Annotated in this window: 13 protein-coding genes, 3 tRNA genes and 1 pseudogene; 9 read left to right on the top strand and 8 right to left on the bottom strand. The window is 39.7% G+C overall.

What is annotated here, in order from left to right; translation table 11 throughout:
• The first annotated feature begins 77 nt into the window (after nt 1-77).
• From IO68_RS28325 to IO68_RS28310, 4 genes are all read left to right on the top strand, one after another.
• Nucleotides 78-287: a hypothetical protein gene (locus IO68_RS28325; RefSeq protein ID WP_004877600.1), complete on the top strand. Its 210-nt coding sequence runs from the start codon at nt 78-80 to the stop codon at nt 285-287.
• 357 nt (nt 288-644) lie between these two features.
• The gene (locus IO68_RS28320; protein WP_019385419.1) at nt 645-1,727 is read left to right on the top strand and encodes a hypothetical protein; all 1,083 of its coding nucleotides are present in this window, start codon (nt 645-647) and stop codon (nt 1,725-1,727) included.
• A gap of 90 nt (nt 1,728-1,817) precedes the next feature.
• The gene (gene rrtA / locus IO68_RS28315; protein WP_007481797.1) at nt 1,818-2,393 is read left to right on the top strand and encodes a rhombosortase; all 576 of its coding nucleotides are present in this window, start codon (nt 1,818-1,820) and stop codon (nt 2,391-2,393) included.
• Between the two features lie 184 nt (nt 2,394-2,577).
• On the top strand, nt 2,578-4,788 hold the full coding sequence (locus tag IO68_RS28310) for a TRAP transporter large permease subunit (protein ID WP_023013754.1): 2,211 nt from the start codon (nt 2,578-2,580) through the stop codon (nt 4,786-4,788).
• Between the two features lie 85 nt (nt 4,789-4,873).
• Here the strand turns inward: IO68_RS28310 and IO68_RS28305 are convergent, their stop codons facing one another.
• The 3 genes from IO68_RS28305 to IO68_RS28295 form a co-directional block, all read right to left on the bottom strand.
• The gene (locus IO68_RS28305; protein WP_023013753.1) at nt 4,874-5,629 is read right to left on the bottom strand and encodes a DUF2314 domain-containing protein; all 756 of its coding nucleotides are present in this window, start codon (nt 5,627-5,629) and stop codon (nt 4,874-4,876) included.
• A 58-nt stretch (nt 5,630-5,687) separates the two neighbouring features.
• Nucleotides 5,688-6,575, bottom strand: coding sequence for a DMT family transporter (locus IO68_RS28300; protein ID WP_023013752.1), 888 nt, complete (start codon nt 6,573-6,575; stop codon nt 5,688-5,690).
• A 113-nt stretch (nt 6,576-6,688) separates the two neighbouring features.
• On the bottom strand, nt 6,689-7,465 hold the full coding sequence (locus IO68_RS28295; protein ID WP_023013751.1) for an AraC family transcriptional regulator: 777 nt from the start codon (nt 7,463-7,465) through the stop codon (nt 6,689-6,691).
• A gap of 117 nt (nt 7,466-7,582) precedes the next feature.
• Between IO68_RS28295 and IO68_RS28290 the strand changes: the two genes are divergently transcribed.
• Nucleotides 7,583-8,497: a DMT family transporter gene (locus tag IO68_RS28290; RefSeq protein ID WP_023013750.1), complete on the top strand. Its 915-nt coding sequence runs from the start codon at nt 7,583-7,585 to the stop codon at nt 8,495-8,497.
• 45 nt (nt 8,498-8,542) lie between these two features.
• On the opposite strand, the gene IO68_RS28285 is transcribed toward IO68_RS28290, so the two are convergent.
• From IO68_RS28285 to IO68_RS28275, 3 genes are read right to left on the bottom strand one after another with little or no spacing between them, the layout of a single operon-like run.
• Nucleotides 8,543-8,998 (bottom strand): hypothetical protein, encoded by a 456-nt coding sequence (locus IO68_RS28285; protein WP_023013749.1) that lies wholly within the window; start codon nt 8,996-8,998, stop codon nt 8,543-8,545.
• A 14-nt stretch (nt 8,999-9,012) separates the two neighbouring features.
• Complete coding sequence (locus tag IO68_RS28280; protein WP_004775846.1) at nt 9,013-9,219, bottom strand: YheV family putative metal-binding protein; 207 nt, start codon at nt 9,217-9,219, stop codon at nt 9,013-9,015.
• Nucleotides 9,220-9,257: 38 nt separating this feature from the next.
• Nucleotides 9,258-11,297, bottom strand: coding sequence for a M3 family metallopeptidase (locus tag IO68_RS28275; protein WP_031234843.1), 2,040 nt, complete (start codon nt 11,295-11,297; stop codon nt 9,258-9,260).
• A gap of 299 nt (nt 11,298-11,596) precedes the next feature.
• Between IO68_RS28275 and IO68_RS28270 the strand changes: the two genes are divergently transcribed.
• Entirely contained in the window at nt 11,597-12,010 is a 414-nt protein-coding gene (locus IO68_RS28270) for a putative four-helix membrane protein (RefSeq protein ID WP_023013747.1), read from the top strand.
• A gap of 59 nt (nt 12,011-12,069) precedes the next feature.
• Here IO68_RS28270 and rnr read toward each other — a convergent pair whose 3' ends face one another.
• Nucleotides 12,070-14,508: a ribonuclease R gene (rnr, locus tag IO68_RS28265; RefSeq protein WP_023013746.1), complete on the bottom strand. Its 2,439-nt coding sequence runs from the start codon at nt 14,506-14,508 to the stop codon at nt 12,070-12,072.
• 261 nt (nt 14,509-14,769) lie between these two features.
• Between rnr and IO68_RS28260 the strand changes: the two genes are divergently transcribed.
• The 3 genes from IO68_RS28260 to IO68_RS28250 all read left to right on the top strand — a co-directional run bounded on the left by IO68_RS28260 (nt 14,770) and on the right by IO68_RS28250 (nt 15,076).
• Nucleotides 14,770-14,859 (top strand) — tRNA-Ser (locus IO68_RS28260).
• 11 nt (nt 14,860-14,870) lie between these two features.
• Nucleotides 14,871-14,947 (top strand) — tRNA-Arg (locus IO68_RS28255).
• A gap of 52 nt (nt 14,948-14,999) precedes the next feature.
• Nucleotides 15,000-15,076: transfer RNA gene (locus tag IO68_RS28250), tRNA-Arg, on the top strand.
• 110 nt (nt 15,077-15,186) lie between these two features.
• Here IO68_RS28250 and IO68_RS33945 read toward each other — a convergent pair.
• Nucleotides 15,187-15,939, bottom strand: a pseudogene (locus IO68_RS33945) (hypothetical protein); the annotation flags it as partial.

Genomic DNA, 15,939 nt, shown 5'->3' with positions numbered 1-15,939 from the left:
AGACAATTCAGCCTTTAACCTGAGTTCATTTTCGTTAAAGTACAAACACCAACGTAAAGTGTGGTGGAGGTCCTAAGATGATGGAAATTCCAACATGGTCGTTTCTGGTGATTGCAACTATTCTTGCAATCGTTATAGGAAGAGCAGGAACTTTACTCAGGGAACTTCTTGAATCACAGCAGCATCATGTTGTAGTGACCAAGAGAAAGAGATTGAAGGTGTCATCAATATATCACAATCCCGTGAATGCTGATGATGAACGTCGATCTGGTATCTATCAAAAGTAGATACAAAAGTGTAGGAGGTCTCTATGGAGATTTCAATGTGGATGTTTCTAGTAATTGCAGTCGTTATGGCGATTGTTGTAGGAAGAGCTGGAACATTACTCAAGGATTATTTTTGATAAAAACTAAAAGATAAAGAGTTTCACGTTTTAACCAGTTAATAAGTAGCATGTGCTGAACCGTCGCAATGCTACTTTTTTTTGCCTGAAATTTATGTATTCTGAATTCTATGTCAATTCGCTTATCTGTGAATTGTGTCAAAATGTCCATGTTAAAATTAGAGCAATTACTCTTTAATTCAAGTATTGCATCTGATAATGTACATCTAAAAGGAAAAACAAATTAAAGAGGACAGGAAGAATGTCTAAGCTCCACAAAATGGGAAAGGGTGTGGCGGTTGCTTTGCTTACAACATCAATGTTATCTGGATGTTCGTATGTGATAAAAACAGGGGCGAATGTTGCATTAGGTTTTAGTGAAAATCATATTGTTCCACCAATTTTAGCGATGGATGATGCTGAAATGGTGTGTAATTCAGGGAATGCTTTAACCCCTGCAATTATGTCAACAAAAGATATGGGTGCAGACCCAACCCGTATGGCGGTATTGTTATATACCGCTGCGGGTATTTGTGCTGAAAATGAAGCACTTGAAGCTGAATTACGCTATTTACGTGCAGCTAAAGCAGGTCAAGTGACCGAAGCTCAGGATGCTCGAGTTGAGCAAAAACGCTGGGCTGGTATTGCTGCTGAACGTCAATATGCAAGCTATAAGCTTTTTGCCAATCGTTGGGAAGCAAAATACAATTATAAATTAGGTGACTCTTGCCCAACCATGCGCAACGACCTTGATCAAACTGTTTATTTGCTCGGTATGATTAATGGTTTGCAAGCAATGACCAATGATATTAATTCAGGCGGTGCGATTAACGTTCCTAAAGATATTGCAGGTATCGTTGAACGCGGCATGGTTTGTCTAGATAATGAAAAATTCTGGGGTGCTCCAATGGCAACCCGCGCGGTCATTTGGACATTATTGCCCGGTGCAGGTGACGGTAAGCCAGAACCGTATGCGACGCTGAAAGAGTCGATGGCTATTGGTGAGAAGAAGGGTGTGCGTTTAGCACATGCTTTGTATGCTGTTGCAGCACAGGCAAGTGGTGATGACGCCAAACTTCGTGATGCATTCCGTTCATACGCTGCTGCAACGGGAGATGATAAACCTGCTAATCCTCAATTTAGATTGATTGATAAAATGGCTGGTTTAATGGTTCGTGGTATTGCTGATCGTTATTGGACAGAAAATACGGGTGTAAGATCGACACGAGAAGGTTTATCAACGTTCTGGGATGATCAGCCAGAAACTTCTTCTGAACTCGATGATTTATTTGATGGTGGTGGAGATGAAGCATCTGCACCAGCTGAAGAACAACCAGCTCAGTAACCTGAATTAAACGACCTTTTACAACATTAAAAATGAAGTGATTTATTATTTTTAAATCGTAAAAGGTCTGTTTTGAAGAAAGGGGCGTAAATGAAAGATCAAATATGGATAGGGAAAGTCATTTTGATCGCGGTATGTGTTTCAGTATCAGCGTGTCTTCAGGTTTTTCCCGATCTTTTTATTTACTGGAGACCGAGTTTACTCGCTGAGTTTTGGCGATTGTGGACCGCGCATTGGGTACATGTGGGATGGATGCATTTCTTTTTGAATATGTTGGCATTCGCTTGTTTACCATTTATCTTTCCTCATGCACGTAATTGGCATTTATGTGTATTACTGCTGTTACTTCCGCCATTTATCAGTCTCATTTTTTATTTCTATTTACCTTATATTGAAGCTTATGCTGGGCTTTCAGGTGTATTACATGGTTTATATACCGCAGTCGGTTTGGTGTATCTGCAATATCCGAAAGAAAGAAAGTTTGCCATTTTAGTGCTGTTACTTATTGCCGCAAAACTAGTTTGGGAAAATACCTTTGGACAAACGGGTACGGCACAGCTGATAGGTAGTCCTGTACTTACTGAAGCGCATTTGATTGGTGCGATCGGTGGTGTGTTATGTGGACTCAGTTATTTATTGTTTAGAAGGGTAGAGAGAACAGATTAATTGATAAAAACAACCAATAAAAAAGTGAATGTAGTCATTCTTTTTTGAAAAAGTTTGCTGCAAATTTAGGCGGTTTGAAAAAGGGATTGGTTACCAAGAGGGTAAATTCATTTATCTATCAACCATGGACTTCGCATGAATCAACATCTTTGGATGGATGTTGCTAACAAAAATTGGAATAGACATGCAAAATGATCAAGAGAAAAAGTCTGGATTAGGTCTACTGAGTTATATTTGGACGGAGTGGATATCGACATTTGTCATCCTCGTCTTATTACTAATGACGTTGGTCATTGGTACAGGTGAGATGATTCATGGTCAATTATTGCGTATGGGGGAGCGTCTGTATGGCGATCCTGATACAGGAATGCAATACTCATTTCTTCGTGCTGAACCAGAAAAGCCAAGCTGTGATCGACATCCGAATATCGATGCACAAGTTCAAGAGCAGATGAAAATCAATGCTGCTGATGAATTTGCAAGTATGTTTGGCGTTGCATCTGAAGCTGATGTCCGTGCGTCATTGATTGCTGCTCGTGAGCAGTGTGATGAAAAGTATCAGTTCTATGATAAAGCTATGAAGCATATGGAGGTTCATCCGAGTATCCGTACTTATCGTAAAATTGAAACGAGCTTCTTTGGTATCTTTAAATTTGGTACTGAGAATCGTGCATTATTTTTGGTGATCATGGTTGTCTTCGCAGCAATCAGTGCGACCCTAAAAACACATCATATTGGTTTACGTAGTCCAGCGACTAAAATAGATTTCCGTGTCTACAGCGTTGCGATGCTACTCGGTAATGGTTTCCTTACATCATCTGTGATTAGCCAATATAATTCGGTCATGAATTCTGGCGTGCCAATGTCTCCAGAAATGAAGATTATTTATTGGCTATGGATGGTGCTATTTGGCTGTTTAACTTTAATTAGTTTATTCCAGTTAGCGAAGCCTCCAACACCAACACGTCAGGGCGGTAACATTGGTTTAGCATTCCTCAGTGTGCCGCTATATGCATATATGGCGATCATCACCGGTGTTGCATTTACCATCTTTATGGATTACCCAATGGGGCAAGGTATTTATCTTGGTCAGTTGGTTGAGTTCTCAAACATCTTCTTGAATCTTGCCTTGTTTATTTGGGCGGGTATGTTGCTGAAACAAACTCGTATTGTAGATTTATTCTTAAATATTCTACGTCCATGGAATTTGGCGCCTGAAACATTAACTTGGTTAATCTTAATTGCAGCAGCATTACCAACAGCCTACACAGGTGCATCTGGTATTTTCGTTATTGCGGCTGGTGCAATTATTTATAAAGAAGTATGGAATGCAGGTGGCCGTCGTCAATTTGCTTTAGCAGCGACAGCACTATCTGGTTCGATGGGTGTTGTACTTCGTCCATGTTTATTGATTGTCGTGGTTGCTTCATTGAACAAAGAAGTAACGACTGATTTACTTTATCAATATGGTTTATACACTTTCCTATTAACCTCGACTTTATTCTTGATCATTGCATTGATCTTTGCGGAGCAGAAATTCCGAATTGCACCGCTTAACATTGCTTTGCCAAAATCTTTACGTGCATTCGTGCCAGTATCTCCATATATCGTAATTTTCGTTTTAATCTGGTTGTTCTACAAACATGCTTTAGCGACTGATTTAAATGAATTTACAGCACCAGTGATGATGCCAATCATCTTATTAATGATGGTGTTGTTTGATAAATTACGTAAAGAGCCTGCACCATTAGCACCAGTAGGGCATTGGGATAGTACGTTAAATACCTATACTGCACCTGTAGATGGTACGCAACCTGCACCTCAGATCAACCCTGAAGATGATCCTCGCAAGCCAGAACGTAATGTTTCGTTTGGTAAAGCACTGCATTTAGCGACAAGTGAAACGGTTGGGCACATTGGTGCGCTTGTGATCTTGATGGCACTTTCAGTTAGTGTTGGTGGTTTCCTTGAGCATATCCAAATCATGGAAGCTTTCCCTAAAGATATTAGCAGTACCTTTGTTGTTATTAGCTTAATCGTAATGCTAATGATCTTCGTAGGTATGATCATGGATCCATTTGGTGCAGTGATTTTGATTACGGCAACTGTTGCGCCTGTAGCATATCAATACGGTATTGATCCAGTTCACTTCTGGATGATTGCATTGGTTGGGTTCGAATTGGGCTATATCACACCACCAGTTGCATTGAACCACTTATTGGCAAGGCAGGCGATTGGTGATGCAGAAGTCGCGGAAGCGGATGCAGAAGTTCGTCATTTATCCTTCTTCTACCGTTATGAACGTTGGATCTTCCCATTGTTAGTGATGGTTCCTGCAATCTTGATTATTGCATATGTTCCTTACTTCTTTAAGTTGTTTGGTTGGTATCACTAATTAAGTGTGAGACTTATTAAAAAAGCACCTTCGGGTGCTTTTTTTTCTGTATATCAAAATAGGAATGACTATAAGTAGATGAAAGCTATGCTAATAATTTTGCAATATTTTCCCATCCCATTTTATGAGCTAAATCTGAGGCGGTCATAGATTGGTTATTCAGCGCTGACTTATCTAGATTATGTTGCAGTAATGCTTGAATAATTAAGAAATTACCCGCAATAGCTTCTCGGTGTAATAGTTGATTGCCGCGATCATCTCTTTCATGAATTACAGTTGGATTGGTTTGGATAAAGTTTAAAAAACTATCTAACATCTTTTCGCACATGGGATGTTCAATTAAGTTTTCTGGGTGTTCCTCTTGATCATAAACAAATAAGATATTGTTGGGATCACCAAAATTTATTCCCCAAGACGCATCATATTCTTTTCGCTCAGAGTCATTTAATTGTTTACGATATTCTTGAATCGTAAAGCCACCATAAACTTGATCTTGAGTTAAAAACATCCAGTCGACGATCGCCTCAAATGGTTGCTCTATAATTTCACCAGCTTGTACATTGTCGATATAGTTTGGTTGATTCATTAACTGACCAGAGATCGTAGTTCCATCAAAATCAATTTGGCTTATCCACATATATTCAACTAGTGGTGAATCAGATGAGTCGTTATCTACTTGGATAAATGCACATTTAACATAAGCAAGATCAAAAGCAGGAATTATTCTGCGATATTCCCAAGAAAGCTCTCGCCAAAAGTATTTAAAAGTTTCTTGAGCTTTATTGAAGGCTGAAATCATTTCAGGAGATTCGCTTGCAAAAATGGTATTTCTTATATTCATGAGTTTGAATTTTCCTAATTTGTATTGTTGCAAGTTTATTCAAAAGAGAAGTGTATTGTTAAAGTTTAAAACGCCATTTCTTATCTCTTTGTGTAAGTGGGCTACATAATAAAATTGCCAACAAAATAATGCAAAAACCAATAATGCTATATAGGTCAGGGACTTCATTCCATAGTAAAAATCCCCAAATCCCTGCGAAAATAATTGCCATATAATTGACTGGTGCAATCTGTCCAGCCGGTGCTAGGCGGTAGGCATGAGACATGAAAATCTGACTCACATTTGCAAGTACGCCTGCTGCAATCAGGAAAAACAATTCATGTAAATGATATGGACGCCATACCCAAAACATGGGAATGACTGAGATCAGCGAGCCGATAAGACAGAAGTAAAAAACAATGCGTTCGGGTGGTTCTGTTTTGGTCAGTGCTCGTACCGTAACGAAAGCCATTGATGCAAATAAACTCGATGCGATTCCAATAATCGAAATCCAGTTCAATAATCCTTGATCTGGTTTGGCCACACAAAAAACACCGATAAAGCCTAAGCCTGCTGCACATAACATCGCCGTTGTAATTTTTTCTTTTAGGAATAACCATGCGATCAGCGGAATGAAGATGGGGGATGAGTAGGTAAATACCATAGCATTGGAAAGCTTTAGATGTGCAATTGCATAGAAAAAGCCATACATTGCTGCTAAGCCAATGAGGCTTCGCCATGTATGCATCCAGAGTTTTTCCGTTTTTACAAAATGAATTCCTTGTTTGAAAATAAATGGTAGAAAAAGAACTAATCCAACTAAATTGCGGAAAAATACAATCGTGTAATTATCGACACTTTGTGATGCATATCGAATGCAAATCCCCATGACTGAGAACAAGAGTGCTGAAATCGTTAGGCAACCAATCGCTAGAAATAAATTACGATTAGTTTGTATAAGCGTCATATGCTTTGAGGAGATTTGGATAATGCGTTCATTTTAAGCTGCTCAGTCATTGAAAGAAATCTCATTTAGCCCTTATAAGATGAAATAAGCATTCATCAATGTTTTCACATTGTTTATTGAGTCGTAGGAAACTGACAAGCATAGCCACTTGGTGTCATGCCTGTTTCTCGTTTAAACATAGCACTAAACGCACTTGGACTATCATAACCAAGCTCTAAGGCGACATTCAAAATGGGTTTATTCATTGCTAGATCTATCATCGCTTGCATTAATTTGGCTTGTCGAACCCAATGGGAAAAATGCAAACCCGTTTCTTTTTGGAAATGTCGAGCAAGCGTCTTACTGCTCATATGTAAGTAGTTCGCCGTATCTTCCAAATTCCAATTGATACAGAGGTTCGCTTTGATTTCTTGGCACAATAATTTCAGCTTTTGACTTTGTGGTTCAGGCAAGTTAAACGCGAGTGTTGGTAGTAATTCAATTTCATCCAAGATCATTTCAAGCAATCTTTGATTCCTACTATTCGGTTGTATTGCGGTTTGAATTTCCATGGCGCTGCTCATTAACTCCCGTAGTAAAGCAGGGATGGCGATCACACGGCATTCGTTGACAAGATTTTCACGGGCACAGGGAGAGATAAATACACCTCGTGCTTTAACGTCGCCACTACTGAATAAGGCATGTGGTTTGTTGGCAGGAATCCAAACTCCACGTCCGGGAGGTGTAATCCAAATACCCTCATCTGTTTGAATGCGTATTACGCCTGAAAGCGTATGGATCATTTGAATACGATCATGATGATGCCAATCCTCGACATGACCATGAGGGTAGTTCTCAGAAAATGCATAGACAGGATAATCTAAAAAACCATGTTGAAAATTCTTTCCCATAGATTGGATATCCAAGATTAGATTGTCTGTTTCTCGATAGTTATCGTCTTTTTATCGAGAAACTTTAAATGAATAGTTTTTTAGCATGATTGTTACCGTAATGCATAGGTTGAGATCATGTTTCAAAAAGCTTCTTTGTATCCATTATTTGCCATTTTATTTTGGGCGGGCAATGTCGTTGTATCCAAAATGGCAAGTCATAACATTTCACCAGTCGCGATTACTTTTTATCGTTTAGTGTTAGCGCTAGCAGTCATGAGTACTTTTGTGCTGATTCCTGTTTGGAAAAATCGGCATACGATTCAACTCTATTGGAAGCAATTGGCCTTAGGTGGTTTTCTATCTGTATCATTATTTCAGTTTTTGTCTTATCAGGCTGCCGCGACTACGACGGCGACCAATATGGCGATTGTTACCGCGCTTATTCCATTATTAACAATGATCCTGAGTAGTTTGATCTTAAAAGATAAAATAAGTTATGGCATGTTGTTTGGCGGTACTTTATCTTTTTACGGCATTTTATATTTGCTTAGTCATGGTTCTATTTTAAATATATGGGATCAAGGTGTTCATCTTGGTGATGGTTTAATGCTGGTTGCTGCATTGGGTTATGCTTTGTATGGTGTTTTGCTCAAACATTGGAAAATGCCGATTCCCGCTTGGCAATCGAACTTTGTGCAATCGAGTTTTGCCATTCTATATGTGCTGCCTTTTTTTATCTTTTTACCTGCGGCTGATATGCAACTGAATCAAACTACAATTCCGTTGATTTTGTATGCAAGTATATTTTCCTCGATTTTGCTTTCTTATTTGTGGATTGAAGGGGTAAGACATTTAGGACCGAATCGGAACAGCATTTTTATGAATCTACTTCCATTGTTCACGGCATTGATTGCTGTCATCTTATTGGGGGAACATCTACAAGCTTTTCATTACCTAGGCGGTGGTTTAACGTTAATAGGTATTTTAATTGCACAAACGATTCAAAAACCGATTCAGTTCAAAGCTCGCTCTAATCAGGTTGTGGATTAAGGTATTAATAAAAAAGGCTTTAATATGGATTAAAGCCTTTGATCATTAAGATTTATTCTGCGCCGCAAGTTGAGCTTCGAGTAACTTGATTTGCTCTTCTTTTAACTTGAGTAATGTGTCTGCATCCGTATGTTGCTGCTTTAACTCTTGCTGTTGATCTTGCAACTGGTGATGAATGTCATCAAGTTTTGCAATTTCTTCTTTTGCTAACGCATCATTTGAAGGGATTGGGTCTTTAATAATTGACTCTTCAACCAATTGAATTGGTGCAGCAACTTCACTTGCAGCATGCGTCGTTTCTGCCGTTGCGATAGGTGCTTCTGGTTTTGCGGCAACGGCTTTCTCAGCAACAGGTTTTGTTGATGCTGTCGGTGTTACTGCTGTATCTGTATTATTTTGAGATAAGAACCATTGAACAGCAAAGATCAGCACCACAACAATGCTGATCCCACCGATTATCATCCATAATAATTTTGAGTTTTCATTTTGATATGAGGACATCATCTTCTAACCTTCTAGTCAAAATGACGAGGTTTGAATTGTATCACCCCAATTTCATCTGGCTCGGCAGGTTGTTGCTCTTCCACATGGGTCGGGCGTTTTTCACTATAAGCACAGTCGATACATTCAATCCACTCGTCATCCACAGTGATGATCTTAACGACACGATCTAAGGCTCCGCATTTTGGGCATTTAGCACCCGCGATGAACTGTCTTTTCATGTCAGTTAATTACACCCTGTGAACAATATTGACGTAGTTTAAGCGCTTTTATTGGTGTTCGTCCAACCTTGATGACGTAATAATGCATCTATTTTTGGTTCTCTTTTTCGGAAATTGCGAAACGCATCAAGTGCTGTATCTTTTCCGCCAACTGCTAGAATAAACTTTCTAAATTCTTTTCCAGTCTCGGTGTTAAAAATACCTTCACTTTCGAAGCGATCGAAGGCATCACTCGCCAAAACCTCTGCCCATTTGTAAGAGTAATAACCTGCTGCATATCCACCAGCAAAGATATGACTAAAGCTATGTTGGAAACGGTTATATGGAACAGTGGGCACAACTGCAAATTTCGCTCGAATATCATCTAAAGTCGCTTGGATTTGCTCGCTATTTAAAGCTGGCGATTGACGGTGAATAGTGAGGTCAAATAGTGCAAATTCAATCTGACGTAGTGTTTGCATACCAGATTGAAAGAAACGTGCATTTAACAATGCAGATAGCAATTCTTGCGGTAAAGTTTGCTTAGTTTCAGTATGTTCGCTGAGTACATCTAAACTTTCATTATCCCATGCCCAAAATTCCATGAACTGACTTGGTAACTCGACTGCATCCCATGCTACGCCGTGTGTTCCAGCCACAGAGATGTTGTCCACCTCTGTCAGCATGTGGTGTAAACCATGACCAAATTCATGGAATAAGGTAATGACTTCATCGTGCGTGAGTAGCGCAGGTTGATCGCCAATCGGTGGAGTAAAGTTACATACCATATAGCAAATCGGTTTTTGTAGACCACTCTCAGTTTGTACACGAGAACGGAAACCACTCATCCATGCACCACCACGTTTGCCATTACGGGCATAAAGGTCGAAGTAGAAACCACCGACCACTTGACCTTGATCTTCAATTTCAAAATAGCGGACATCATTTTGCCAAACAGGTGCTTGGCGCTCGATAATTTGGATACCGTAGAGACGTTGAACAATTTGGAATAAACCATCCACCACTTTTGGCGCTGGGAAGTATGGTTTCAATGCTTCTTGAGACAGATTGAATTGTTGCTGTTTTAACTTTTCAGAATAGTAGGTTGCATCCCACGGCTTTAATTCTTCAATACTATCCTGTTGTGCGATTGTTTTTAATTCTGCAATTTCAGCAAGCGCAGGGGTACGTGCATGTTCAGCTAAATCTACAAGGAATTGATTTACTGTTTCAACATCAGGTGCCATTTTGCTAGCCAATGAATATTCAGCAAAATTATTGAAGCCAAGCAGTTGAGCCATTTCTTGACGCAAGCTCAGAATTTCCTCCATCACTGGGGTATTATCGAACTCGGTTTTGTCTGATTGTTCTGAGGCACGAGTCACGTAGGCTTTGTAGAGTTCCTCTCTAAGTTCTCGATCATCGGCATAGGTCATAATCGCAAAATAAGCAGGGAAGTCGAGTGTGGCAACGGCTTGCTCAAGCTCGCGTTGCTGGCCGTATTGCTTTAATAATTCAACACTACTTTGTGGTAAGCCTTTTAGCTGTTCTTCAGTTAATGGTTTGAAGTAGGCTTGTGTTGCATCGAGTACATGGTTAGAAAAATCTGAAGATAATTGCGATAAACGTGCTGAGATTTCCGCATAACGTTTTTTGGCTTCGCCTTCGAGAGCAACGCCTGATAGTTTGAAATCACGTAAAGCGAGTTTAATTGCACTTTGTTGTGCTTCGCTCAGCGTTTGAAATACTGCACTATCATGAATATGTTGATAAGTTTGATACAACGCCGTGTGCTGTCCAAGCTGAGTGTAGTATTCACTTAAACTTGGTAAAAGTGATTGATACACTTCACGCGTTTCGGCATTGTTCATGACCGCATTGAGGTGTGACAAAATTCCCCATGATTCACTCATATTATTTTCAAGCTGATCGACTTCCGCCAAAGTTGCCAATTGGTCTTCAGGAGTTTGTGGAACTTCATTGAGTTGATTTAAGAAGTTTTGACCATTTTGAATAGTCTGTTCAATCTGTTGTTTTAATTCTGCAAGTTGAATTTGATCAAATTGGGGAGTGGGGAGTGTCGCTTGCTGTAGTGTCATTGTATTTTTGCCATATTCATCTTTAAACATAGTTATAGATGTAGGGCTTAGCGGGGGAGAAATCAAGTGTAACTATGCTTCATCTCTTATATCTAGATTCATTTTTTATTTATAAACGCCTGTATGTGGTTTAGGATGGTGGCTGAAAATTTTGATAAATAATTATAATTTAAAAGAAATTTTATCTTTGGTGTAAATGTCTTGATGAAAGCCGATTTCTTGCTAAACTCATGATCAAAGAAAATCTAACGAAGAATTTTTTGTAGCGCGATGCGTAACTAGATAGGTTAAACCTAATCATGAGATTAAAAAGTATCAGTGTTTTTTTCTTAACTTTGTGTGTTTCTGCTCACTCCAGTGCTACGGTAAACAATGCGGTATATGTGGGCTCTAGGGGGATTGGAAGCCCATCTGCCAATAGTCCAGCTTCGACGTTGTTCTTTCTTGTGTGTGGTGCTGGGGCACTCTATGTCTACTATAAATTATTCCTAAGCTGGTTTAAACGTAAGAAAAGTGGTGAAAAACCACAACGTTTATATGGCTTGGGAGATTGGGCAATCATGCTGGCGGTATTTGGGCTGTTAGCATTGTTTGCATCTGGACTCACTTTTGAAATACTGAGTACTTTTGGTGGGAAAGAATTGGTAGGGCAGATTTGGTATCTTGTCTTATTGGGCTTTTGGGGAGTACTCGTGTTTTTTGATAGAACTTAATTTAAGAAAAGCTGAAACTCTAAAACAGAAAGAGAGCCGAAGCTCTCTTATTTTATGAGTTATTCACTCTTTGCTTTTGCATTCGACTTTTTCTTTTTTACTTTTTTCTTTGTCTTTTCTTTATTTTCAGGCTTAGCCGAAGCTTTTTTAGCAGTTTTTTTAGTATAAGAACTTGGTTTGTTCTTATCTTTTTTCTTACGTACAGGTTTTTCACCATTCTCACTGACTTTCGCTTTCGTAGATGATGGAGCTTTACCAAACACTTCTTCAGTTGTTGATGCGCGGTTTGAGCTAGAAGAATTCGCAGTACGAGGTGCTTTTTGACGAATCACACGACCTAAATGTGTCAATTGTTGTATCAATTGGAAGTCGATCTTACGCTCTTCCAAATTCACACCTGCTACTTGAATCTTCACTTCATCACCGAGGCTAAAAGATTGCCCACGATTCTGACCAATTAAGCTTTGACTCGCTTGATCATAAAGGAAGAAGTCTTCACCGAGCTGGCTGACATGAATCATGCCATCAACATAAAGATCTTTGAGTGTTACAAATAAACCAAATTCAGTCACTGCACTTATAATGCCGACAAACTCATCACCTAAATGCTGTTGCATATAGTGACATTTCAACCAAGTAGTCACACTGCGTGAGGCTTCATCAGCACGACGTTCAGTTTGTGAGAAATGCTCACCTGCATCATCTAGAGCAGCACCAGAAAGTGGGTAAACCTTCTTATCGAGATAAGCTTTAATTGCACGATGTAACAATAAATCTGGGTAACGACGAATTGGCGAAGTGAAGTGTGTATATGCTTCATAAGCGAGACCATAATGGCCTGAGTTTTTTGCGCCGTAGTAAGCTTGCATCATTGAACGTAATAACACAGCATGGATACTTGGCGCATCCAAACGATCTTTGGTCGCTTCAATAACGGCTTGATAATCCGCTTGTGTTGGTTGTTCAGGGAATGGCAAACCTAATAACTTCACAAAATCACGAACTTTTTGAATACGTGAAAACTCAGGTGCTTCATGCACACGATACAGCATTGGAATATCATGTTCTAACGCATATTCTGCTGCGGCAACGTTCGCTAACAACATACATTCTTCAATGAGTTTATGTGCATCATTACGCGTGCGCGGCAAGATTTCCTTGATTCCGCCTAACTCATCAAAGGTCATGTAAGTTTCAACGGTTTCAAACTCCATCGCATGACGTTTGGCGCGTAGCTCTTTTAAAGTTTGATAAAGTTGAAATAGCGTATTCAATGATTTATGAATCGTTTTATCCGCTGGAATGGCATCAGTCGCACCTTCAAAATATTGACCGACTTGGGTATAAGTCAAACGTGCTTTTGAATGCATGACAGAAGGGTAGAATTCATAACCTGTTACTTTGCCCGCGCGGGAAAGCTTCAAGTCACAGACCATACATAATCGATCAACATGCGGATTTAAAGAACATAAGCCATTCGATAATGCTTCAGGTAGCATCGGTAAAACGAAGTGCGGGAAATAAACTGATGTACCGCGTTCTTCAGCTTCTTCATTTAACGGAGAATCTAAACGAACGTAATGACTTACATCGGCAATCGCAACCACCACACGATAACCGCCACCAGGACGTTTCTCTGCATAAACAGCATCGTCAAAGTCACGTGCATCTTCGCCATCAATTGTTACTAATGGTAAATCACGTAAATCAACGCGTCCTTTAATATCTTGTTCAGAAGGTTCTTTGAAGCTTTCAGCTTCTTTAATGACTGCTTCAGGAAATTCATAAGGCAGACCAAACTCTAAAATCGTTTGCGGAATAATAATTTCCGTATCTGCTTTATCCGCCATTGATTGAATCACATGGCCTGTTGCCAGCTCTTCACGCGTTGGATAATCGTCAATTGCAACACGCAACATATCGCCAACTTTAGCATTGGCATGTTCAATCAACTCTTTTTCAAGGGTAATCGGCTGATGCTGATTAGGATTGCTTGGTTGAATAAAGTATTCGCCCTGATGTTCAGAAACTTTACCAATAATCTGTTTTACACGTCGTTGTACGACTTCAGTGATAAAACCCCAAGCTTTACCTTTACGGTCTACTGAAGTCTGACGCACTTTAACGCGATCACCATTAAAGACGAGACGTAACTCGCGTTCAGGTAACAACACATCATTTTGACCTGCAATATTCGCCGTGCCTAAACCTTTACTATTAATATAAACCGTTGCTTCATGACTAGGTGCATCTGTGGCAGGTTGATATTTAAAGCCATCTTTCATGAGCTGGCCATCACGAACCATAGCACTGAGACGGTGATTCAGCGCATCAATACTTTTTTGATCAGGAATATTAAAGTGGTCTACGAGTTCTGCATGAGACTGTGCAGTTTGTAATTGTTCTAATGTAGTTAAAATAAGAGTTCGGCTAGGAATAGGATTATCGTAACGTTCAGCTTCTGCTTTTGCTTCGGGATCAACCCAATTATTAGTCATATCGTTCCAATTCACATTTGGCAGATCACTTTAGCATAAGACATTCAAACTTGGACTGCACGTCAAAGATTGCAAGATTCTATTTATGCACATGATCTAAATAAAAGAAGAGAAGACTATATTATCAAGCGCGACAACAAAAAATGCTGAAAAAAAACAGAAATTGATTAAAAAATATTTGATTGATTTAAAAAAACATAAAAAATAAGGATCATGGCTTGTGTAATGAGCTTTTAGTTTGTATTATTGCGCTCGTGTTACGGTGAGATGGGTGAGTGGCTGAAACCACATCCCTGCTAAGGATGCATACGGGTAACTGTATCGAGGGTTCGAATCCCTCTCTCACCGCCACTTTACTTAAGGCGCTCATAGCTCAGCTGGATAGAGCACTTGGCTACGAACTAAGGGGTCGGGAGTTCGAATCTCTCTGAGCGCACCAAGTAAAGATTGTAAGTAACACTAGCTCACGATAAGTGAAGCACCTAAGTAATGCGCTCATAGCTCAGCTGGATAGAGCACTTGGCTACGAACTAAGGGGTCGGGAGTTCGAATCTCTCTGAGCGCACCAACTTAAAGAAATTAACCGCTTAATTGCGGTTTTTTTACGTCTGAATTTTATATATTTTCGATAGATAATAAAAAAGCCGCTGAGGACAGCGGCTTTTTCGTCTTTGTGAGTTAGAACAAGCTTAAGTTGTGGAATAAGTTGTCAGTTAAGTTGGTTAGAGAAGTTTGAGGAGTAACCGTCTCAGTTAATGAGCTATCACTAGTTGTTGTATCCGCTACAGTTGTAATGGTTGAAGTTGTTCCTGTGATGGCGGTTAGTAAATTATCTACAGTATTATTTGCAAGATCACTATCTGTATTGAGTGTTATGCCAATCAGATCATTAATACTGTCAAATGTAGTATCACTAAACAATGTGCTTACGCTGTCTTGAAGAATATCGATAGTTGTGTTGCCACCGCTAATAATTGTTTGTGTTGGTTCAGCAACGCTTAAAACTAAATCTGCGCTGTCGAATTCAAATCCAAAATTATCGCTAATACCATCAATAGCATCTGTCACATAATTGAGTGAGTCACCACTTAGGGTTCCACTAATTGTATCTGTAAGCTCAGTCAATCCGCCAAGTACACCGCCGTTTAAATCCGCAGTAATGCTTCCAAGTAAGTTGGTTACTGTTCCTAATGAATCTTCTGGATTGATTACATCACTAAGTGCATTGGTCACTAAATCGATAGGACTACCGTCAGTACCACCAGTGATGCCATCAATTGCGCCAGTGACAAGATCAATCGGACTACCATCAGTGCCACCTGTAATGCCGTCAATCACGCCAGTCACAAGATCAATTGGACTACCATCAGTACCGCCTGTAATACCATCAAGAGCACCGGTGACGAGATCAATTGGGCTGCCATCAGTACC

It is taken from the genome of Acinetobacter sp. COS3 (genome assembly GCF_000475335.1).
GTDB lineage: Bacteria > Pseudomonadota > Gammaproteobacteria > Pseudomonadales > Moraxellaceae > Acinetobacter > Acinetobacter venetianus.
The sequence above is the reverse complement of the archived record's forward strand: the minus strand, read 5'-3'. Positions and strand labels throughout refer to the sequence as shown.